The 21,394-nt window shown below is 65.5% G+C and carries 18 protein-coding genes; 5 read left to right on the top strand and 13 right to left on the bottom strand.

The window, feature by feature from the left end:
* Positions 1–279: 279 nt before the first annotated feature.
* From RR51_RS07565 to RR51_RS07505, 13 genes are all read right to left on the bottom strand, one after another.
* On the bottom strand, positions 280–975 hold the full coding sequence (locus tag RR51_RS07565) for a response regulator (RefSeq protein ID WP_038409994.1): 696 nt from the start codon (positions 973–975) through the stop codon (positions 280–282).
* Complete coding sequence (locus tag RR51_RS07560) at positions 972–3,626, bottom strand: sensor histidine kinase (RefSeq protein ID WP_039613088.1); 2,655 nt, start codon at positions 3,624–3,626, stop codon at positions 972–974. The genes RR51_RS07565 and RR51_RS07560 overlap by 4 nt, the downstream gene beginning before the upstream one ends.
* A gap of 156 nt (positions 3,627–3,782) precedes the next feature.
* Positions 3,783–4,334, bottom strand: coding sequence for a potassium-transporting ATPase subunit KdpC (gene kdpC, locus RR51_RS07555; RefSeq protein WP_013973416.1), 552 nt, complete (start codon positions 4,332–4,334; stop codon positions 3,783–3,785).
* Between the two features lie 10 nt (positions 4,335–4,344).
* A complete protein-coding gene (gene kdpB / locus RR51_RS07550; protein ID WP_038409996.1) occupies positions 4,345–6,399 on the bottom strand; it encodes a potassium-transporting ATPase subunit KdpB in 2,055 nt (684 codons plus the stop codon).
* A gap of 9 nt (positions 6,400–6,408) precedes the next feature.
* Positions 6,409–8,103 (bottom strand): potassium-transporting ATPase subunit KdpA, encoded by a 1,695-nt coding sequence (gene kdpA / locus RR51_RS07545; protein ID WP_039613087.1) that lies wholly within the window; start codon positions 8,101–8,103, stop codon positions 6,409–6,411.
* Between the two features lie 9 nt (positions 8,104–8,112).
* A complete protein-coding gene (gene kdpF / locus RR51_RS07540; protein ID WP_003251485.1) occupies positions 8,113–8,202 on the bottom strand; it encodes a K(+)-transporting ATPase subunit F in 90 nt (29 codons plus the stop codon).
* Positions 8,203–8,441: 239 nt separating this feature from the next.
* Positions 8,442–9,494 (bottom strand): AI-2E family transporter, encoded by a 1,053-nt coding sequence (locus RR51_RS07535; protein ID WP_013973419.1) that lies wholly within the window; start codon positions 9,492–9,494, stop codon positions 8,442–8,444.
* A 12-nt stretch (positions 9,495–9,506) separates the two neighbouring features.
* Entirely contained in the window at positions 9,507–10,301 is a 795-nt protein-coding gene (locus tag RR51_RS07530; protein WP_039613086.1) for a DUF4892 domain-containing protein, read from the bottom strand.
* Positions 10,302–10,410: 109 nt separating this feature from the next.
* Positions 10,411–11,265 carry an alpha/beta hydrolase gene (locus tag RR51_RS07525; RefSeq protein ID WP_039613085.1) on the bottom strand — a complete coding sequence of 285 codons (855 nt, stop codon included), beginning with the start codon at positions 11,263–11,265 and terminating at the stop codon, positions 10,411–10,413.
* Complete coding sequence (locus RR51_RS07520) at positions 11,262–12,050, bottom strand: alpha/beta fold hydrolase (protein WP_039613084.1); 789 nt, start codon at positions 12,048–12,050, stop codon at positions 11,262–11,264. Before RR51_RS07520 ends, RR51_RS07525 begins: the two co-directional genes overlap by 4 nt.
* Positions 12,051–12,285: 235 nt before the next feature.
* A complete protein-coding gene (gene sixA / locus RR51_RS07515; RefSeq protein ID WP_039613083.1) occupies positions 12,286–12,744 on the bottom strand; it encodes a phosphohistidine phosphatase SixA in 459 nt (152 codons plus the stop codon).
* Positions 12,741–13,088, bottom strand: a complete 348-nt coding sequence (locus RR51_RS07510; RefSeq protein WP_039613082.1) for a DUF4389 domain-containing protein — start codon at positions 13,086–13,088, stop codon at positions 12,741–12,743. The genes sixA and RR51_RS07510 overlap by 4 nt, the downstream gene beginning before the upstream one ends.
* Before the next feature lie 36 nt (positions 13,089–13,124).
* Positions 13,125–14,150 carry an NAD(P)H-dependent glycerol-3-phosphate dehydrogenase gene (locus RR51_RS07505; protein ID WP_025339958.1) on the bottom strand — a complete coding sequence of 342 codons (1,026 nt, stop codon included), beginning with the start codon at positions 14,148–14,150 and terminating at the stop codon, positions 13,125–13,127.
* Between the two features lie 221 nt (positions 14,151–14,371).
* Between RR51_RS07505 and RR51_RS07500 the strand changes: the two genes are divergently transcribed.
* The 5 genes from RR51_RS07500 (at position 14,372) to fabB (ending at position 21,292) form a co-directional block, all read left to right on the top strand.
* Positions 14,372–16,519, top strand: coding sequence for a TonB-dependent receptor plug domain-containing protein (locus RR51_RS07500; protein ID WP_177328647.1), 2,148 nt, complete (start codon positions 14,372–14,374; stop codon positions 16,517–16,519).
* On the top strand, positions 16,519–17,409 hold the full coding sequence (locus RR51_RS07495; protein WP_039613081.1) for an ABC transporter substrate-binding protein: 891 nt from the start codon (positions 16,519–16,521) through the stop codon (positions 17,407–17,409). The genes RR51_RS07500 and RR51_RS07495 overlap by 1 nt, the downstream gene beginning before the upstream one ends.
* The gene (locus RR51_RS07490; RefSeq protein WP_039613080.1) at positions 17,406–19,337 is read left to right on the top strand and encodes an ATP-binding protein; all 1,932 of its coding nucleotides are present in this window, start codon (positions 17,406–17,408) and stop codon (positions 19,335–19,337) included. The genes RR51_RS07495 and RR51_RS07490 overlap by 4 nt, the downstream gene beginning before the upstream one ends.
* Before the next feature lie 207 nt (positions 19,338–19,544).
* Positions 19,545–20,060: a 3-hydroxyacyl-[acyl-carrier-protein] dehydratase FabA gene (gene fabA, locus RR51_RS07485; RefSeq protein WP_003251509.1), complete on the top strand. Its 516-nt coding sequence runs from the start codon at positions 19,545–19,547 to the stop codon at positions 20,058–20,060.
* 11 nt (positions 20,061–20,071) lie between these two features.
* A complete protein-coding gene (fabB, locus tag RR51_RS07480; protein ID WP_013973429.1) occupies positions 20,072–21,292 on the top strand; it encodes a beta-ketoacyl-ACP synthase I in 1,221 nt (406 codons plus the stop codon).
* The last annotated feature ends 102 nt before the right edge of the window (positions 21,293–21,394 follow it).

Below are 21,394 nucleotides of genomic sequence, written 5' to 3'. Positions count from 1 at the left end.
CCGGCATGCCAGCTCTCATAGAACTGCACATAACTCATTGAATTAGCAGGAACTCTGTGGGAGCGGCTTCAGCCGCGAACACCGGCGCAGCCGGTGCCATGCACCGCGTTGGATTCTTCGCGGCTAAAGCCGCTCCCACAGGGTACGCGGGCCGTTTGCGAATTCAGTTTTTTACGCGACAGCGCAGCCCAAAGGGCTGGGCAATCTCTCTTAGGTTGCACATGACTCACTGGATTAGCAGGGACCCTGTGGGAGCGGGCATGCCCGCTCCCACAGGGGTTACATGGTGGGCGCCACCAACCTGTATCCCACACCTGGCTCGGTGATGATGAACCGCGGCGCCGTGGGATCATCGCCCAGCTTCTGCCGCAGATGCCCGACCACTATCCGCAGGTAATGGGTGTCATCCACATGGGTAGGCCCCCAGATATCCTTGAGCAGCTGCTGCTGGGTAATCACTCGCCCCGGGTGCCCGGCCAGTTGCGCCAGCAGCGCATACTCCTTGCGGGTCAGCGCCACTTCCGCGCCATCCAGGGTCACCCGGCGAAAGGCAAAGTCCACCATCAGCGGCCCAAAGCTGGCCGCCACTTCCGAGCCACCGGCCTGCGGCACCTGGCGCAGCAAGGCGCGCACCCGCGCCAGAAACTCCTGGATGCCGAACGGCTTGGTCACATAGTCGTTGGCGCCGCCATCCAGCGCATCGACCTTCTGCACTTCACTGGCGCGCACCGACAACACCAGCACCGGCACCGCGCTCCATTCGCGCAGGTCACGCAGTACCTGCTGGCCGTCCATGTCCGGCAGGCCCAGGTCGAGTACCACCAGGTCCGGCTTGCCCAGCGCCGCCTGAGCAAGCCCTTCCGCGCCAGTGGCGGCCTCGAGCACCTTGTAGCCTTGCGAGGCCAGGCTGATGCGCAGGAACTTGCGGATCTGCGGTTCATCGTCGATGACCAGGAGGGTGGCGGATTGACTCATGGGGTTTCGCTTTCGGTTTCAGGTTGAGGGGGCAGCGGCAAGCATAAAGTGATGCTGGTGCCCTGGCCATCGATGCCTTCACCCACCAGGATCTGGCCGCCATGGGCGCCTATCATGCCTTGGCAGATCGCCAGGCCCAGGCCGGTGCCCTGCCCGCCGCGGTCACCGCGAGCGGCGGTGTAGAACATGTCGAAGATCTTCTCGCGGTCTTCCACGGGAATGCCGGGGCCCTGGTCGCTGACGGCAAAGCACAACCGGGCGTCCTGCACCGACACCTGCAGCTCCAGCCGGCCATTGGCTGGCGAGAAGCGCGCGGCATTTTCCAGCACGTTGACCAACGCCTGTTCGATCAATGCCGCATGCACGAACAGCAACGGCAGCTCGGTCGGCACGTCGGTGTGTACCCGCAGCGGCGCCAGCACCGCGCGCAGGCGGTTGAGCGCGCTGCCGACGATGTCGGCCGGGGCCACCCAGTCGCGGGCCAGCTTGAGGCCGCCATGGCCCAGGCGGGTCATGTCGAGCAGGTTCTGGATGTAGCGGTCGAGGCGTTCGGCCTCGTTGCGGGTGCCCTCCAGCAGTTCGCGGCGGTCGGCGGTGGGGATCGCCTCGCCCAGCGCCAGCAGGCTGTCGATGCTACCGCGCATGGCAGTCAGCGGGGTGCGCAAATCATGGGAAACGGACGCGAGCAAGGCGCTGCGCAACTGCTCGGTTTCGCCATGCAGACGCGCAGCCTCCAGCTGTTCGGCCAGGCGCGCGCGGGCCAGGGCCTGGGCCAGTGGCTGACCAAGGGCAGTGAGCAGGCGCCGGCGCGGGTCGCTGAGCGGCTGGCCGGAGCGTGGGCGCACACCAAGCAATGCCAGGGGCTGCTCATCCACCGCCAGCGGCCACCACCACCAGCGGCCATTGGGCAGGGTGTCGCTGCCATGACCGGCGGCCTGACCGTGCTGCCAGGCCCACTCTGCGGCGGCGCGTTCGTTATCGCTGAAGGCATGGGCTTCGCCGCTGGCCACCTGCAACTGGCCTTCGACATTGCGCTCCAGTAGGCACACCTGCATGTCCTGCCAACCGTCCAGGTGCTGGCCGGCGGCGTTGAACACCGCCTGGCGGTCGGTGGCCACGGTCAGCCGACGCGACAGGTCGAGCAACTGGCTGGTCTGCGCCTGGGTCTCGCGCAGCGCCTGCAACTGGCGGCGCTGGCGGGCGGCCAGGTTGCCGGTGAGCGCGGCCATCAACAGGAAGAACACCAGGGTCAGCACGTCTTCTTCGCGCTGGATCCTGAACGACAGGTTGGGCGGGATGAACAGGAAGTCGTAGGTCAGGAACGACAGCACTGCGCAGGCCAGCGCAGGCCCCAGGCTGCTGCGCACTGCCACCAGCAACACCGCGGCCAGGAACACCAGCGATATGTTGGGCAGCGCCAGCACACTCGACACCGCCCAGGCCAGGCCTGCGGCCATGACCGTGGCCAGCAGCGCCAGCAGGTAATGGCGCCAGACCCACACCCGCCGTACCGCCGAACGCGGCGCTGGCGGCTGCGCGTCGCGGTCCAGCACGTTGATTTCCAGGCCGTGGCTTTCGCGCAGCAGCCGCGCGGCCACACCGGCACCGAACAGGCGCCGGCGCAGGCGGTCGCGGGACTGCCCGACCAGCACCAGGCTGGCCCGCCGTTCGGCGGCATGCTGGATCAACGTGCGCACCACTTCACCGGCACGCAGCAGTACCACCTCCCCGCCCAGGCGTTCGGCCAGTTGCTGGGCAGCTTGCAGGCGCTGGCGTGCGGTTTCGTCGCGCAGGCGGCCGTTGTCCACGTGCACCAGGCTCCAGGGCAGGTGGCGGCGTTGCGCCACGCGGCTGGCATGGCGCACCAAACGTTCCGCCTGGTCGTCGCCATCCACGCCCACCAGCAAGCGCCCACGCAGGGCCGGGGCTTCCTGGCCGCGCTGGCGATAGCCGTGGGCCAGGTCGGCATCCACCTGGGCAGCGGCGGTCTGCATGGCCAGCTCGCGCAGGGCGGTAAGGTTGGTTTGCGAGAAGAACGCATCGATGGCAGCCCGCGCCTGCTCGGGCACGTACACCTTGCCTTCGCGCAGGCGTTCAAGCAGCTCCCGGGGGGGCAGGTCGATCAGCACCAGCTCGAAGGCTTCCTGCAGCACCCAGTCCGGAAGGGTTTCGCGCACTTGCACGCCAGTAATGTCGCGGACCTTGTCGTTGAGGCTTTCCAGGTGCTGGACGTTGACCGTGGTGTACACATCGATGCCGGCGGCCAGCAGTTCCTGTACGTCCTGCCAGCGTTTGGCGTGGCGGCTGCCGGGCGCATTGGTGTGGGCCAGTTCGTCGACCAGCACCAGGGCCGGCGCGGCCTTGAGAAGGCCGTCGAGGTCCATTTCCTCGAGCGTGACGCCGCGGTACTGGCTGCGCAGCAGGGGCTGCTGCTGAAGGCCAGCGAGCAATACCTCGGTTTCGGCACGGCCATGGGTTTCGACCACCCCGGCCAGCACCTGCACGCCCTGGCGTTGCTGGGCGTGGGCGGCCTGGAGCATGGCGAAGGTCTTGCCGACGCCGGGGGCGGCGCCAAGGAACACCTTCAACCGCCCCCGGCCGCTTCGCGGGAGGGTAGCCAACAGCGCGTCTGCGCGGGCGGAGTCACTCATCTTTCATCCTTTGCTATTTCCAGCAAGCAGCAAATCCAGGGACAAACACCGTACCTGTGGGAGCGGGTTCACCCGCGAATGCAGTAATAGCGCCACCGACGCATTCGCGGGTAAACCCGCTCCCACAGGGTCCCTGCTAGCCCCTCAAGTCATCTATCAATGGCTGAGGTTTTCCAAGGCCTGGTTCAAGGCCAGCACATTGACCACCGGCGGGCCGATCAGTGGGTGGAGGGTGGCCTCTTCCAGCAAGCCTTGCAAGCGCTCCACCGGCAACTGCCGTGCCGCCGCAACCCGAGGGATCTGGTAGGCCACGGCCTCCGGCGGCAGGTGCGGGTCGAGGCCGCTGCCCGAGGTGGTGAGCAGCGCCTGGGGCACCGGCCCCTGCTGCGCCTGGTACAACGCAGCCGCATCGCCCTTGACCCGCTCGGCCAGCGCCGGGTTGCTCGGCGACAGGTTGCTGGCGCTGCTGGCCACGGTGGCGTAGGCGCCTGCCGATGGCCGCGCGTGGAACCAGCCATCGCCCTGGAAATCCTGGGCAATCAGCGCCGAACCGCGCACCTGGCCCTGGTCATCGCGCACCAGGCTGCCATTGGCCTGGGTTGGGAAAGCCACCTGGGCAATACCGGTCACCACCAGCGGATACAGCGCGCCGGTCACCAGGGTCATCAACAGGGCCAGGCTCAATGCCGGGCGTACATAAGCATTCATGGTGGCTTCCTCAGACCAGGTGCAGGGCATTGAGCAGCAGATCGATCAGTTTGATCCCGGCAAACGGCACGACAATGCCGCCCAGCCCGTAGATCAGCAGGTTGCGCCGCAGCAGGTGCGCCGCACTGGCCGCCTGCACCCGCACGCCGCGCAGCGCCAGCGGGATCAGCACGATGATGATCAGCGCGTTGAACACGATGGCCGACAGAATCGCACTCTGCGGGCTGGCCAGGTGCATCAGGTTGAGCACGCCCAACTGCGGGTAGATGGCGGCGAACAGCGCCGGGAGGATGGCGAAATACTTGGCCACATCATTGGCGATGGAGAAGGTGGTCAGCGCGCCGCGGGTCACCAACAACTCCTTGCCGACCTGCACCACATCCAGCAACTTGGTCGGGTCGCTGTCCAGGTCGACCATGTTGGCCGCCTCGCGCGCCGCCTGGGTACCGTCGTTCATGGCCATGCCCACATCAGCCTGAGCCAATGCCGGGGCGTCGTTGGCGCCATCGCCGCACATGGCCACCAGGCGGCCGTCGTTCTGCTCCTGGCGGATGCGCGCCAGCTTCTTCTCTGGCGTGGCCTCGGCCAGCACGTCATCCACGCCGGCCTCGGCAGCGATGGCGGCGGCGGTCAGCGGGTTGTCGCCGGTCACCATCACCGTGCGGATGCCCAGCTTGCGCAGCTCGGCAAAGCGCTCGCGGATGCCGGGTTTGACCACATCCTTGAGGTGGATCACGCCAAGCAGGCGCTTGTCCAGGCACACCAGCAGCGGTGTACCGCCGCTCTGGGCAATACGCTCCACTTCACGGGCCAGTGCCGGTGGCATTTCCAGGCGTTGCATGCCGACGAACGCCAGTACGGCATCGACAGCGCCCTTGCGGTAGCGGTGTTGCTGGAAGTCGATCCCCGACAGGCGCGTCTCGGCGCTGAAAGCCACGGCCTCGAACTGGCCGGCGGACGGTTCGACAAAATCATGCAGCTGGCGCAGATACTCGACGATCGACTTGCCCTCGGCGGTGTCGTCCGCCAGCGAGGCCAGCAAGGCGCCCTCCCCCAGCTCGCGGGCGGTGATGCCCGGTGCCGCGTGCAGCGCACTGCAGCGGCGGTTGCCGAAGGTAATGGTGCCAGTCTTGTCGAGCATCAGCGTATGCACGTCACCGGCCGCCTCCACCGCCCGGCCCGAGCGGGCGATGACGTTCAGCCGCACCAGCCGGTCCATGCCGGCAATGCCGATGGCCGACAGCAGGCCGCCAATGGTGGTGGGGATCAGCGTTACCAGCAATGCGGCGAGAAAGATCAGCGGCAGGCTGCCACCGACAAAGTGGGCGAACGGCTGCAGGGTCACCACCACGATCAGGAAGATCAGGGTCAGGCCGATCAGCAGGATGTCGAGGGCGATCTCGTTGGGCGTCTTCTGCCGCTTGGCGCCCTCGACCAGGGCAATCATGCGGTCGAGGGTCGATTCGCCCGGGTTGCTGGTGATGCGGATCAACAACCAGTCTGAGACCAGCCGGGTATTGCCGGTCACCGCTGAGCGATCGCCGCCGGACTCGCGGATCACCGGCGCGGACTCGCCGGTAATGGCGGCCTCGTTGACCGCAGCGATACCTTCAAGCACCTCGCCGTCACCGGGAATCATTTCACCAGCTACCACGCGCACCACATCGTCCTTGCGCAGCGCGCTGGCCGCTACGGTTTCGTAGCTGCCATCACGCTTGCGACGCTGGGCGGTAAGCCCTTGGCTGCCAGCCTTGAGGCTGTCGGCGCGGGCCTTGCCACGGCCTTCGGCCAGGGCCTCGGCAAAGTTGGCGAACAGCACGGTGAACCACAGCCACAGGGCGATCTGCACGGCCACACCGGTGCTCACACCGCTGCCGGGAGCGAAACACAGGACGGTGGTCAGTACCGCAGTCAGGGCGACCACCAGCATCACCGGCGAGCGCTTGAGTTGGCGCGGGTCGAGCTTGACGAATGCCTGCACCAGCGCCGGGCGCCACAATGCGGCGAAACGGGTCTGATCCTTGGCACTTTGCCGGGCTTTTACTTCAGCAATGGGCATGTTCATGGTCGGTCCTCAAAAACCCAGACTCAAATGTTCGGCGATCGGCCCAAGGGCCAGGGTCGGCAGGAAGGTCAGGCCACCGACCAGCAGGATGGTGACCAGCAGCAGGCCGGTGAACAGCGGGCCATGGGTGGGGAAGCTGTTAAGCCCCTGGGGCGCGCTTTTCTTCGCCGCCAGGCTGCCAGCCAGCGCCACTACCGGCAGGATGTAGCCGAAGCGGCCGATGAGCATGGCCAGGCCGATCATCAGGTTGTGGTACACCGTGTTGGCACCAAAGCCGGCAAAGGCCGAGCCGTTGTTGGCCGTGCCCGAGGTGTAGGCATACAGCAGCTGGCTGAAGCCATGCGCACCCGGATTGCTGACTGCACCTGCCGGGCCTGGCAGGCTGGCGGCAATGGCGCCGAGCACCAACACGCCGACCGGCATCACCAGCAGGGTGGCCACCAGCAACTGCACCTCGCGGGCCTGCAGTTTCTTGCCCAGGTATTCCGGGGTGCGGCCGATCATCAGCCCGGCCAGGAACACCGCGATCAGCACGAACAGCAGCATGCCGTAAAGCCCTGCACCGACGCCGCCGAAGATCACCTCACCGACCATCATGTTGACCATCGCCACCATGCCGGTCAGCGGGTTGAGGCTGTCGTGCATGGCATTGACCGAACCGTTGGAGGCAGAGGTGGTAGTCACTGTCCACAGCACCGAACCGGTGGTGCCGAAGCGGGTTTCCTTGCCCTCCATCGGGGCGCTTTGCTGTACCTGCGCGCTCTCGAGGGCCGGGTTGGGCTGGTACTCGGACCACAACGCCGTGCTGCCGCCGATCAGGAACAGCGCAAGCATGCAGGCGAGGATGGCGCGGCTCTGGCGCAGGTCCTTCACGTAGTGGCCAAAGGTGAACACCAGCGCCACCGGAATGAGGATGATCGAAGCCACCTCGAACAGGTTGCTCCAGGCCGTGGGGTTTTCGAACGGGTGCGCCGAGTTGACTCCGAAGAAGCCACCGCCGTTGGTACCCAGTTGCTTGATGGCGATCTGGCTGGCGGCCGGGCCCAGCGGGATGGTCTGCTCGGTGCCTTGCAGGGTGACCGCGTGGGCGTAGTCGGCCAAGGTTTGCGGTACGCCCTGCCATACCAGCAGCAACGCCAGCAGCAGGCACAGCGGCAGCAAGCCGTAGAGGGTGGCGCGGGTCATGTCGACCCAGAAGTTGCCTAGCGTCGTGGCGCTGCGCCGTGCGATGCCGCGGCACAGGGCGATCAGCACGGCCAGGCCGGTGGCGGCGCTGACGAAGTTCTGCACGGTCAGGCCGAGCATCTGGCTCAGGTAGCTGACCGACGCTTCACCGCTGTAGGCCTGCCAGTTGGTGTTGGTTACGAAGCTGATCGCGGTGTTGAACGCCAGCGACCATTCCTGGCCGGGCAGATGCTGCGGGTTGAATGGCAGGTAGCCCTGCAACAGCAGCACGGCGAACAGCAGCAGGAACCCGGCCAGGTTGAAGGCCAGCAGGGCCAGGGTGTACTGCTGCCAGTTCTGTTCCTGGCTGGCGCGCACGCCCGCCAGCCGGTAGCAGGCTTGCTCGACCGAGCCCAGCACGGGCGACAGCCAGGTGCGCTGGCCTTCCATGACCTTGAAGTAGAACCGCCCGAGCCAGGGTGCCGGTAGCAGCACGATGGCGAAAAATGCCAACAGCAAGGCGAAATCGTAACTGTGCATGGCCGCTCCCTAGCTGCGATCGGCGCGCAGCAGCGCCACCAGCAGATAAAACGCCAATGCCACTGCCAGCAGCAGTGACAGCCCGTCGAGCATGTTCATGTGTGGTTCTCCCCGTGGTGCGGCTTGAGCCGCTTTGGGGAAATTGTCCGAGCGAGGGGCGTAAAGGGGCGAGACTGGGAGGTGGGGATGGCGATAAAGAAGGCGTAAAGATCGGGAGTTGAGGTTGCCTGAACCGGCCTCTTCGCGGGTAAACCCGCTCCTACGGGGACCGCACCGCTCTCCCAGGCTGTAGAGATCCTTGTGGGCGCGGATTCACCCGCGAAGAGGCCAGTACAGGTTTACTGCTGAGGCGGCTGCGGGACGGCGTTGCGGCTCCAGTCCAGCAGCAGGCTGTAGCCGACCGCCAGCAAGGTCGGCCCGATGAACAGGCCAATGAAGCCAAAGGCGATCAGGCCGCCGAACACGCCCAGAAGCACGATCACCAACGGCAGGTTGCCGCCACGGCTGATCAGGTACGGTTTGAGTACGTTGTCCACGCCACTGATGATGAAGGTGCCCCAGGCTCCCAGGAACACCGCCATGCCGTATTCGCCTTTCCATACCAGCCAGCCGGTGGCCGGAATCCATGCCAGTGGTGGGCCCATGGGGATCAGGCTGAGCATGAAGGTCACCAGGCCCAGCACAATGGCCCCGGGCACACCGGCAATCAGGAAGCCGATCAATGCAAGCACGCCTTGCGCGGCGGCTGTACCGATCACCCCGTTGACCACCCGCTGCACCGTACCGGCGACCAGCTCCAGGTAGTACTCGGCACGGTCGCCCATCAGACGGTGCAGCAAGCGCAGGACGAACGCCGACAAGCGCGGCCCGTCGCGGTAGAAGAAGAACACGAACACCAGGCTAAGGGTCAGTTCCAGCACGCCGCTGCCGATCTGCGCGCTGCGCGCCAGCAACCAGTTGCCCACCTGCCCCAGGTGCGGCTTGACCGAGGCCAGCAAGGCCGCGCCCTGCTGGTCCAGCGATTGCCACCAGCTGACCAGGCGCTCGCCAACCAACGGGATGCCACCCAGCCACGCCGGAGCATCGGGCAGGCCGTCCACCTGCACGTCACGCACGAACGCGGTCGCATCGCGAATGTGGTCAGCCAGGTTGAACCCCAGCCACACCAGCGGCAGCGCCACGATCAGGATCCAGGCAGTGGTCAGCAGGCTGGCCGCCAGGGTTTCGCGCCCGCCCAGCGCACGCGTCAGCAGGCGCATCAATGGCCAGCTGGCAAAGGCCAGGATGGCCCCCCACAACAGCGCTGAAATGAAAGGTGCCATTACCCACAGGCCGGCACCCAGCAGCGCCAGCAGCAGAATCTGGACCAGCAAGCGGTCATTGTTAGCCATGGTGGTGCCCGTTCAACGGATCAGTTCAAGGTGCAGGCCGTCGGTAGGTGCACTACCGACTTCGAGGCGGCCATTGCGCACGCCCGCCTTGACCAGCGCCTCGCGCCAGGCTTCAGCCTGGTCGCCACTGAGGCTGGCACGCAGGGTGCTGTCGAGGTTCAGGCTGCGGGCCAGCAGGTTCGCCCAGGCGTCTTGCGGCGCGGCCAGGTCAGGGTAGTCGAGCTTGCCGGTGTCGCGCATTTCGCGCAGCACCGTGGCGGCGGTCGGCAGCAGTTCGCCCAGCGGGCTGCCGGCGACGAACTCTTCCACGTGCAGGTAGGCGCGGCGGTTGCCGCGGGTGACGCTGTACAGTGCGACGAGGGTGTCGGCCTGCTCCGCCGAGCGGCGCAGCAGGATGAACGCCTGCTGCTCGTCGCCGCCGTTGAGGCGGGCATTGCCGAACACATCATTGGCCCACAGGCTGGCCTCGCCGCAATCGCGGCCCTGGCACCAGAACAGCGGGTAGCCGCCGTCGTGCTGCAGTGCTTCGCGAGCGCTGGTGAAGGCTTCGCGAGCAGTACGCTCGACCGGCAGTTCGTAGGTTACCGAGCTGACCTGGCCACGGCTTTCGACCTTGTCCTCGACCCGCAGGCGGCCGCTGATCTTGCGCAGCGGGCCCATGGGGTAGACGCGCTCCTGCTCCACGGCCGGGCGCTGGTCGACCACCTTGGCGTCCACCGGTACCGGCAGGCTGCCGGCCCACAAAACGGGGCTGGCGAACACCAGGCAGGCAGCGAAGGCATTACGGATGGCAACAGGCGCGCTCATTGGCGAACCAGACGGCGCTCAGCGCCGAGATGAAGCTCCAGGATGTCTGGCAGTTGCATGGTTGTCTCCCTGTTCAACCCGCCAAGCCTCGACACTTGTCCGATGCAAGTCAAGCAAAGCCAAAGAAGCGATTGAAACAGTCTGCGACAAGGGCCGCGCCCTGCTCATCGTTCAGGTGCAGGTGATGGCCACCGGGCAGCGTCACCTGCTCAAAGGGTAGCTGCTCCAGCAACCCGGTGTGGCGCGCCAGCATGCCGTCGGCGGCCACGACCAGGCGCGTCGGGCAACTCACCCGGTGCACATAGGCCATGGCCTGGGCCTCGCTCAGGCGCACTGGCGAAGGCAGGGTCAGGCGGCTGTCGCTGCGCCAGCTGTAACCGCCGGGCACCGGCATCAGGCCGCGCTGGGCCAGCAGCTCGGCCGCCTCACGGCTGACCGCGACCATGCCTTTCATACGTGCCTGTACGCCCTGCTCCAGTGTGGTGTATACCGACTTGCGCTTGGCATCCAGGCGCAACTGGGCCTGCAGTGCCATGCCCAGCCGCTCACCGGCATCCTGCTCGGCGCCGGTCGGCGGGATGACGCCGTCGATCAGGGCCAGATGGCTGACCCGTTCCGGCAGCGCGCCAGCCAGTTGCACCGAAATGATTGCCCCCAGCGAATGGCCCAGCAGGGCAAAACGTTGCCAACCCAGCTGTTCGGCCACCCGCAGCACGTCATGGGCGTAGTCGGCCAGGGCATAACCGGCGCCGAGCGGCCGGTGCTCGGAATAACCATGCCCGGCCAGGTCCAGGGCGACGATGCGCAGGCCTTTCAGCTGCGGCGCCAGGCGGGCGAAGCTGTTGGCGTTGTCCAGCCAGCCATGCAGGGCGATTACCGGCAGCCCATCCTCGGGGCCGAACAGGTGCGCCGCCAGTTCGATATGGCCCAGGCTCAGGCGGATCTCCTCAACCTGCGCGCTCATGCCTGGCTCCAGCGGTCGAACAGGCCCTTGATCAGGCTGGCGGTGTCGGTTGGTCGCTCAAGCGGGAACATGTGCCCACCCGGCACGCTGTGGTATTCGCCCCTGGGCATGCCACGCACGGCCAGCGTGTGGTGGCGGCGAATGACGTTGCTGCGCTCGCCGCGGACCATGGCCAGCGGCACCTGCAATTGCCGCGCGGGCGCAGGGCTGGTATGCGGGATGCTGCGGTAGATGCTGATTTCCGTGGCCGGGTCGAAGCGCAACTGCAGCCCCTGCTCCATCGCCTGCAGGCCGTGCTCTATGTAGGCATCGAGGCATTCGGGATCGAAATGGCGGAACAGTGACTTGCCGGCGAAATAGTCCCGGGCACTGTCGCGGTCATTGAAGGTTTCGCGGCGCCCCAGGGTGCGGCCAGCCGGGGTGATACGGTCAATGAAGCCGAAGCGCTTGGCGGTGCGCAGCAGCCACTGGTCGGCGCGGGTGAGCACCGGCGAGTCGAGCATCACCACGCCGCGGTAGTACTCGGGGCAGCGCAAGGCTGCGTGCAGGTGCAACACCCCGCCCAGCGAATGGCCGACGCCCCATACCGGCTGGCCCTGCCGGGCCAGGTGGTGCAGCAATTCATCGACCAGGCTCTGCCAGTTGTCGTCCACCGGAAAGCGCGGATCGTGGCCGTGCTGGGCCAGGTGCTGCACTTGGTAGTCCGGTGCCAGGGCGGCGAACAGCTTGCCGTAGGTGGCCGACGGGAAACCGTTGGCATGGGCGAAGAAGATCTGCTGCGACATGGCGCCGGGTCCGGATGCGAGATGATGGCCCATTGTCGGTATCGCGGGGCGGTTCGGCAACGTCCGGAAAGGTCATCGGCGAGGGCTATCAGGTCAGGCTTGCGGACGCGGGCACTCCCTGTAGGAGCAGCCTTGTGCTGCGAAGAGGCCATAACTGCCGGAGAAGAGCTATTGCCCTACTGGCCTCTTCGCAGCACAAGGCTGCTCCTACAGGAAACCGAGATAGCCTGAGAACTCAGGCCGGCGAGTTGATCGCCCGAAGGGTCATCAACCCAGCCAGCGGCCAGTCCCCTTCCAGCTCCGCCAGGCTTGCAGTGCTCATGCCGGCCGGTTGCTGCTGGTGGCCATGCTGCAACGCCCCTACCAAGGTACCCACCAGCGGCTGGTGGCTGACCAGCAGCACATGCTCCAGGCCAAGGCGCTCGATTTCGCCGATAATCTGCTGCACATCACTGTCAGGCGTCAGCCAGGGCACGGTGCGCACCGGTTCGGCGAAGCCGAGGGTGTCATGCACCAGGGCAGCCGTTTGCTGGGCGCGTACGTAAGGGCTGGCGATGATCGCCTGCAGCGGCTGGCCCAGCAGGCGGGCGGCGCTATGCAGCACCTGTTCGCGACCATGGGCGGTCAGCCGGCGCTCGGCATCGCTATTGGCCCGCGGCTCCGCTTCGCCGTGGCGCAGAACCCACAACTTCACAGCTTGGGCTCCTCGTCACGCACCGGGTGCGAGGCCGGGGCCACCGCATGCGGCGCCTCGCCTTCCGGGGCACGCGGTGCCGGCCAGTCGGCGAACGGCCAGGGCTTCTGGTCGCTGTGGAAGCTGCCGAAGCGGCCGATCTGCGCCAGGTACTGGCTCAGGCTGTCACCGAAGTTCATGAGGCTGGCGCTGGGGGCGCCGTACACCAGGCGGTAGATCAGTTGTACCAGCACCAGGCCACCGAGCAACAGCTCGGCCAGCTGCCAGACCACCAGGAACACCAGCATCCACAGGGCCCGCAGGATGATCGACTCGCGCTGGGCGCGTTCGGGCGTATCGTTCATGTGTTGCTCCTTGCTGTTGTCAGAGCCGCTGAAGGCTCAGTTGAAACCGCTGATGGAAATGAAATCGACATCGGTCTTTGGCTCGGCACGCATCAGGTGCTCGATCACCTGGTTCAGCGTGCGGCCTTCGAACAGGATGGCATGCAGGCCTGCCACCAGCGGCATGTATACCTGCACTTCCTGCGCCTTGGCCTTGAGCACCTTGAGGGTGTTGACGCCTTCGGCTACTTCGCCCAGGCGGTTGACCGCCTGCTCCAGGCTCAGGCCCTGGCCCAGCGCGTGGCCGACCTGGTAGTTGCGGCTCTTTGGCGAGGAGCAGGTGACGATCAGGTCACCGACACCGGCCAGGCCGAGGAAAGTCATGGGGTTGGCACCCTGGCTGACGGCGAAGCGGGTCATCTCGGCCAGGGCGCGGGTAATCAGCATGCTCTTGGTGTTCTCGCCCATGCCCAGGGCCACCGCCATGCCGGCGATGATGGCGTAGACGTTCTTCAGCGCCCCGCCCAGCTCGACGCCAAAGCGGTCGGCACTGGCGTAAACGCGGAAGGTACGCCCATGCAGCACGGCCTGCACCTGCTGGCACAGTTTTTCGTCCTCGCTGGCGACCACCGTGGCGGTCAGCGCATGTTCGGCGATTTCACGGGCCAGGTTGGGGCCGGACAGCACGCCGATGCGCGCCTCGGGGGCGATTTCCTCGAGGATCTGGCTCATCAGCTTGAAGCTTTGCGCTTCGATGCCCTTGGTCAGGCTGACCAGGCCCTTGCCGCGCAGCAGCTCGGCATGCGGGGCCAGCACGCTGCGCAAGGCGCTCGATGGCAGGGCGACGAAAATCAGCTCGCTGGCCTGCAAGGTGGCCAGCAGGTCGCTGACCGGCTCGACGCCGTCGTGCAGGCGGATGCCCTTGAGGTAGCGCGGATTCTCGCGATTGACGCGCATGGCCTCGGCCTGTTCCGGGTCGCGCATCCATTGGCGCACCGGCACACCGTTTTCCGCCAGCAGGTTCGCCACGGCGGTGCCGAAGCTGCCGCCTCCCAGAACTGCAACAGGTTGCTGTTCAGTCATATCCAATCCGTTAAAGCCAAAAGTTAAGTGGCGACCCAGCCATTATACGGCTCGCCTGCTACAGAACCAGTGTCAGTACCGGCCCTTTCGCGGGCAAGCCCGCTCCCACAGGGGATAGCGCAGTCCTTCAGAGCGGCGCCGCACCTGTGGGAGCGGGCGTGCCCGCGAAAGGGCTCGACAGGTAGAGCAGATCACTGGCAAAACCCCCACGGTCGGTTACCATGCCTGTTTCAATCCTGATACAAGGCCGCTTTGTGTTCCCTGGCACGCCCTCGTACCCGCGCCTGCTCATACTGACTGCCCTGCTCGGCGGCCCGGCCGTGGCCGATGACCTGTTCATCGACAACACGGACCTGCCGCAGGTTCTGACCGCCACGCGCCTGAAACAATCCCCCGCCGCAGTCCCGGGCAGCATGACCGTGCTCGACAGCGAGCTGATCCGGGCCAGCGGTGCCCGTGACATCCCCGAGCTGCTGCGCCTTGTGCCGGGCATGATGGTGGGCTACAACGCCGGCAACCAACCCACGGTCAACTACCACGGCAGCAACGTCAACGATGCCCGGCGCATGCAGGTGCTGATCGATGGCCGTTCGGTGTACCGCGCCGGCCTGGCCACGGTGGACTGGAGCGACATTCCCCTGGCCATGGAGGATATCGAGCGCATCGAGGTGTTCCGCGGCCCCAACACGGTCAGCTACGGCGCCAACGCGCTGATGGCTGTGGTCAACATCCTTACCCGCAACCCTGCCGACAGCCATGGCACGCGGCTGAAGATGACCCGCGGCCAGGACGGCATCAATGATTTCTACGCCAGCCACGGCTTCGGCTGGGAGGGTGGCGACATGCGCCTGTCGCTGTCAGGCCAGCAGGACGATGGCTTCGACGAGAACCAGTTCGGCCAGGATTACCGCGACAGCCGCCGGCTGACCCGCTTCAATATCAACGCCAGCCACAGCCTGGCACACGACCAGACCCTGGAATGGCAACTTGCTGCGAAGGAAGGCAGCAACCAGCGGCCTTATACCTACCAGCCGGTGTTCGCCAAATACGAAGCCGGTAACAACGCTGACGTCAGTGCCAAGGACTACGCCGGCTCATTGCGCTGGACCAAGGACTTCAGTTCTGAGCACAGCCTGTATATCCAAGGCTCTGCCCAACATTTCGACCGTCAGCAGGTGTGGCGTGCCTGTGACGCTTTGCAGTCGTTCAGCCCGGAATTGACCCAGCTCTGGCAAATGAACCCCGATTTCGCCGAAAAAGTGGCGCGCGGCATTGCTACCGGCGCTCCACTTTCGACCAACGATCCTGTCATGAGAGGGCTTCTGGAGAAGGTCCAGCAGCAATGGGCGAACGGTGGCAAGCAGCAGGTCTGCGGCGACGTCGACCAGAGTACCCGCGAAACCCGCTACGATCTGGAAATCCAGGACACCCTGAGCCTGACCGACAGCCTGCGCCTGCTCAGTGGCATGAACTACCGCTATGATCGTGCCGACTCGCAGACCTACTTCAATGGCAGCATCGACGACCAGACCTGGCGCCTGTTCGGCCAACTGGAGTGGCGCGCCGACGAACACTGGATCCTGCAGGGTGGTGCCATGTTCGAGGACTCGCGCCTGTCTGGCAGCTCGCTGACCCCACGCGTGGCGGTCAACTACCTGATCACCCCGCGCCATGGCCTGCGTGCAGTGTATTCCGAGGCAGTGCGCTCGCCAGACATGTTCGAGAACAACGTCAACTGGAGCTACTCGGTCAAGAACCTGACCCCCAACGCTTTCGGCCTGCAAAACGGCGAATACTTCGTCAAGACCCGCGGCCCGGGCGACCTCGACCAGGAACGCATGCGCTCGCGCGAACTCGGCTACAACGGCTACTTCAGCGACATCGACCTGAACATGGATGTGAAGCTGTTCTATGACGAGATCACCGGCATGATCAGCGAGCCCCTGAAGAACAACCAGTACATCGCCAGCAATGCCAACAAGGCCCGTTTCAGCGGCAGCGAGGCGCAACTGGACTGGCGCCCGACCCTGCGCGACCGCCTGCGGGTGACCTACGCCTACGTGGATGCCTGGGCCAGCAACCCCGCCGACCGCCGCCTCAGCGCGCGCAACAGCGGCTCGGCCGGGTGGATGCGCGAGTGGGGTGACGGTTGGTCGAGCGCGCTGTTCTATTACGGTGACGATGCACTCAACCAGTATCGCTACGAGCGCCTGGACCTGCGCCTGGCCAAACGTTTCCGGGTGCATGGCAGCAACCTGGAGCTTGCGGCGCTGTGGCAACAGCGCCTGGACGATGAGCCGACCACGGCAATCCAGAACCGCTACGACAGCCGCCACCGCCTGATCGTCAGCGCGGAGCTGGAGTTCTGATGGCCCTGCTGCTGCGCCTGTTGCTGTTGTGCCTGTGGCCGATAGGGCCGCTGTTCGCCAGCGAAATCCTGTTGGTAGGCGCGGAAGACCAGCCTGGCATTCGCAGTTTCGTCGCCGCGCTGGAAAGCCGCCGGCCGCACGACCATGTACATTTCCAGACCACCGCCGACCTGCCCCCCCCGGGCAAGCTCAAGGCTGACCAGCGCCTGATCCTGCTGGACAACGCCGCACTGGAATGGCGCCTCGGGGAAACTGCCGGCCCGCCGGCCCTGGCCATGAGGGTCAGCCGGGTACAGGCTGAACAGCGCCTGGGAAAGTCGCGGCCCGCGTTCCTCACGCTGCTGTGGAGCGATCCGCCGCTGGGCCGGCAGTTGCGCCTGGCGCGCTACCTGCTGCCGCAGGCCCAGCGCATTGGTGTGCTGTACGGTGAGCACAGCAGCTTTCTGCTCGAAGAGCTGCGCCACGCCGCCCGCGCGCTGGACCTGGAGATCATTGCCCAGGACTGGCCCGACCCGCGCGACAGCCGCCCTTTGCAACACTTGTTGGCAAACAGTGACGTGCTGCTGGGCCTGGACGATGCCGACCTGTACAACTCCAAGACTGCGAAAAACCTGCTGTTGAGCAGCTATGGCCGGCAGATGGCGCTGATCGGCCCGAACGCCGGGTTCGTCCGCGCCGGCGCCCTGGCCAGCACCTTCAGCGACCAGGACGATTGGCTGGCGGTGCTCGACCAGTTGCTCGACCAGCCACCGGCGCGCTGGCCACGCAGCCTGTACCCGGTACGCTTCGGCGTCAGCGGCAACCAGCAGGTGGCGCGCGCCCTGGGCCTTGAACCGATCGATCCGAACGCCGCCGCCAAGGCCCTGGCCGAAGGAGAACCCACCCCATGAGCAAGCGCCTGAGCTGGGACATTCACACCCGCACCCAGATCATCAGCCTCGGCCCTGCCCTGCTGCTGACCTTGCTGCTGATCAGCTTCTTCACCTTCGTGCGTATCCAGGACCTGCGCCAGGAACTGAACCACACCGGGCAACTGATCGCCAACCAGTTGGCGCCAGCCTCGGAATACGGGGTGATCTCGGGCAACAACGAAGTGCTCGAGGGCCTGATGCGCGCCACGCTCAGCATCCCCCACGTGCGCTTCCTCGAGGTGCAGGACAGCCGCAACCACATACTGGTTTATGTGGAGCAGTCCGACGAAAGCGCCAACCGCGCGCAGCGCGTCGAAGTGTTCCAGGCGCCCATCCGCCTGCAGCAGATCCGCCTGGACAGCGACTTCCTGCAACAGGGCAAGGCCACCAGCCCGGCCATCGGCGACGATTACCTGGGCAGGGTTATCGTCGGCATGTCCGATGACGCCTTCAGCCAGCGCCAGCAGGAAATCGTGATCAAGGCCGGTATCCTCGCGCTGTTCGCCCTGCTGTTCACTTTCCTGCTGGCGCGCCGCCTGGCCCTTAGCCTCGCCAAGCCGATCAGCGACATGGGGCACGCGGTCAAGGCCATCCAGCAGGGCGAGTACCACACCCTGTTGCCGGTGGTCGATGACAGCGAACTGGGCCATCTGGCACGCCACATCAACAACCTGGCCCATGCCCTGGCGCAGGCCAGCAATGAACAGAAGCAGGCGATTGCCGAGCTTATCCAGGCCCGCGAGGAGGCCGAACAGGCCAACCGCACCAAATCGGATTTCCTGGCGATGATGAGCCACGAACTGCGCACGCCGATGAATGGCGTACTGGGCATGCTGCAGTTGCTGGAAACCACGCAGCTGAACAGCGAGCAGGCCGAGTACACCGCGGTGGCCAGCGAATCCACCGGGCACCTGCTCAAGGTCATCAATGACATCCTTGACTTCTCGCGCATCGAACGCGCCGCGCTGCAACTGGAACACATCGACTTCAACCTGGGCGAACTGATCACCAGCAGCGTCCAGTCGTTCCAGCACAGCGCCCAACAGCGCGGCCTTGCCCTGCACCTGCAAATGCCGGCGGGTATCGAGCAGCTGCAGGTAAACGGCGACCCCACGCGCATCCGCCAGATCCTGCTTAACCTGGTCGGCAACGCGCTGAAATTCACCGAACGCGGCCAGGTTCAGGTCGAGGCGCGCTGGCAGGTGCTGGACCGCCAACTGATCTGGCTGACCTGCAGTGTGCGCGACACCGGTATCGGCATCGACAACGAACGCCTGGAAATGATGTTTGTCGCCTTCCAGCAGGCCGACAGCTCGATTTCCCGCCGCTATGGCGGCACCGGGCTGGGACTGTCGATCGCCCGCACCCTGGCCGAACGCATGGGCGGCAAGCTGCGTGGCGAAAGCCGTGAGGGCCTGGGCTCGACCTTTACCCTGGAGATGCCTCTGGCCCTGGCCAGCCCTGCCCCGCTCTCGCTGACGCAGCCAAGCGCTGCGCCACCGGCGGTGGCCGACAATGATCAGGTGCTGCTGGTAGAGGACAATCCGGTCAACCAAAGTGTCATCGAAGCCATGCTGCGTAGCCTGGGGCTGGCGGTATGCACGGCCGAGGACGGTCTGGAGGCGGTCGAACGGGTCAGCCGGCAGCGTTTTGCCGCCGTGCTGATGGACTGCCGCCTGCCGCACCTGGACGGCTATGAAGCCACCCGGCGTATCCGCCAGCTGCCCAACGGCGCCAGGCTACCGATCATCGCCCTGACCGCCAACGCCTTGCAGGGCGACCGCGAGCGTTGCATGGCGGCCGGCATGGACGACTACCTGAGCAAACCCTTGCGCCGCACCGAACTGCAGCGCGTGCTGCAGCGCTGGCTACCCGGTCAGACAACCGCGACTGGCGATAAATGCTAAAGTGCGGCAGTCTTAAACACTGGACAGGACCTTCATCGGACCTGAAAATAGACGTTTCAGTGCACACCTGTACTTCTTTCACCGGGTGCACTGTGACTTTCACCACAACGCAATAGTCTACCTGTAGGCTGCCGCCCCGAACGCGATGCGTATCGGGCCGGCCGGGAAGATTCATCCCCTGCCGCAGGGGGTTATTGAGGAGCTCGCATGACCAAACAACACGCCTTTACTCGGGAAGACCTGCTGCGCTGCAGTCGCGGTGAGCTGTTCGGCCCAGGTAATGCGCAACTGCCCGCGCCGAACATGCTGATGGTCGATCGCATCACCCATATCAGCGAAGAAGGCGGCAAGTACGGCAAAGGTGAATTGGTCGCCGAGCTGGATATCAATCCGGACCTGTGGTTCTTCGCCTGCCACTTCGAAGGCGACCCGGTAATGCCGGGCTGCCTGGGGCTTGATGCCATGTGGCAGCTGGTAGGTTTCTTCCTCGGCTGGCAGGGCCTGCCAGGCCGCGGGCGCGCCCTGGGTTCGGGCGAGGTGAAGTTCTTCGGCCAGGTACTGCCGGAAGCCAAGAAAGTCACTTACAACATTCACATCAAGCGCGTCCTGAAGGGCAAGCTGAACATGGCCATCGCCGATGGCTCGGTCAGCGTCGACGGCCGCGAGATCTACACTGCCGAAGGCCTGCGGGTCGGCGTGTTCACCTCCACTGACAATTTCTAAGGGTTATTCGCATGCGCCGCGTCGTTATCACTGGTCTGGGCATCGTATCGTGCCTGGGCAATGACAAAGCTACCGTCACCGAAAACCTGCGCAACAGCCGTCCGGGTATCCGTTACAACCCGGAATACAAGGAAATGGGGCTGCGTAGCCAGGTTTCCGGGTCCATCGACCTCAACCTCGAAGAACTGATCGACCGCAAGGTCTACCGCTTCGTCGGCCACGCTGCTGCCTACGCCTACCTGGCGATGCAAGATGCGATCAAGGACGCCGGCCTGACCGAAGAGCAGGTTTCCAACCCGCGTACCGGCCTGGTCGCTGGCTCCGGCGGCGCCTCGACCCTGAACCAGATGGAAGCGCTGGACACCCTGCGTGAGAAAGGCGTCAAGCGCGTCGGCCCGTACCGCGTTACCCGCACCATGGGCAGCACCGTTTCGGCGTGCCTGGCCACCCCGTTCAAGATCAAGGGCATCAACTACTCGATCTCCTCGGCCTGCGCCACTTCGGCACACTGCATCGGCACCGCCCTGGAGCAGATCCAGTGGGGCAAGCAGGACATCGTCTTCGCCGGTGGCGGTGAAGAAGAGCACTGGAGCCAGTCGTTCCTGTTCGATGCCATGGGCGCCCTGTCGACCAAGCGCAACGAAACCCCGGAACAGGCCTCGCGCGCCTACGACGCCGACCGTGATGGCTTCGTCATCGCTGGCGGTGGCGGCATGGTGGTGGTCGAGGAGCTGGAACACGCCCTGGCCCGTGGCGCCAAGATCTACGCGGAAATCGTCGGCTACGGCGCCACTTCCGACGGCTACGACATGGTTGCCCCGAGCGGCGAAGGTGCTATCCGCTGCATGCAGCAGGCGCTGTCGACCGTCGACACTCCGATCGATTACCTGAACACCCACGGCACCTCGACCCCGGTCGGTGACGTTGCCGAGATCAAGGGCGTTCGCGCCGTGTTCGGCGACAAGGCACCGAAAATCAGCTCGACCAAGAGCCTGTCGGGCCACTCGCTGGGCGCTGCCGGCGTACACGAGGCGATCTACTGCCTGCTGATGATGGAAAACAACTTCATCGCCGGCTCCGCCAACATCGACGAGCTGGACCCGGAGGTCGCCGACCTGCCGATCCTGCGCAAGACCGAAGAAAACGCCAAGATCGACACGGTCATGAGCAACAGCTTCGGCTTCGGCGGCACCAACGCCACCCTGGTGCTCAAGCGCTGGGAAGGCAAGTAAGACGCTGCTGCGGTAAACGAAAACGCCCCGACTGGTTCGGGGCGTTTTCATTTGTATCGCCTGTACCGGCCTCTTCGCGGGCGCGCCCGCTCCCACAGGTAC

It is taken from the genome of Pseudomonas sp. C5pp, assembly GCF_000814065.1.
Classification (GTDB): Bacteria; Pseudomonadota; Gammaproteobacteria; order Pseudomonadales; family Pseudomonadaceae; genus Aquipseudomonas; species Aquipseudomonas asiatica.
The sequence above is the reverse complement of the archived record's forward strand: the minus strand, read 5'-3'. Positions and strand labels throughout refer to the sequence as shown.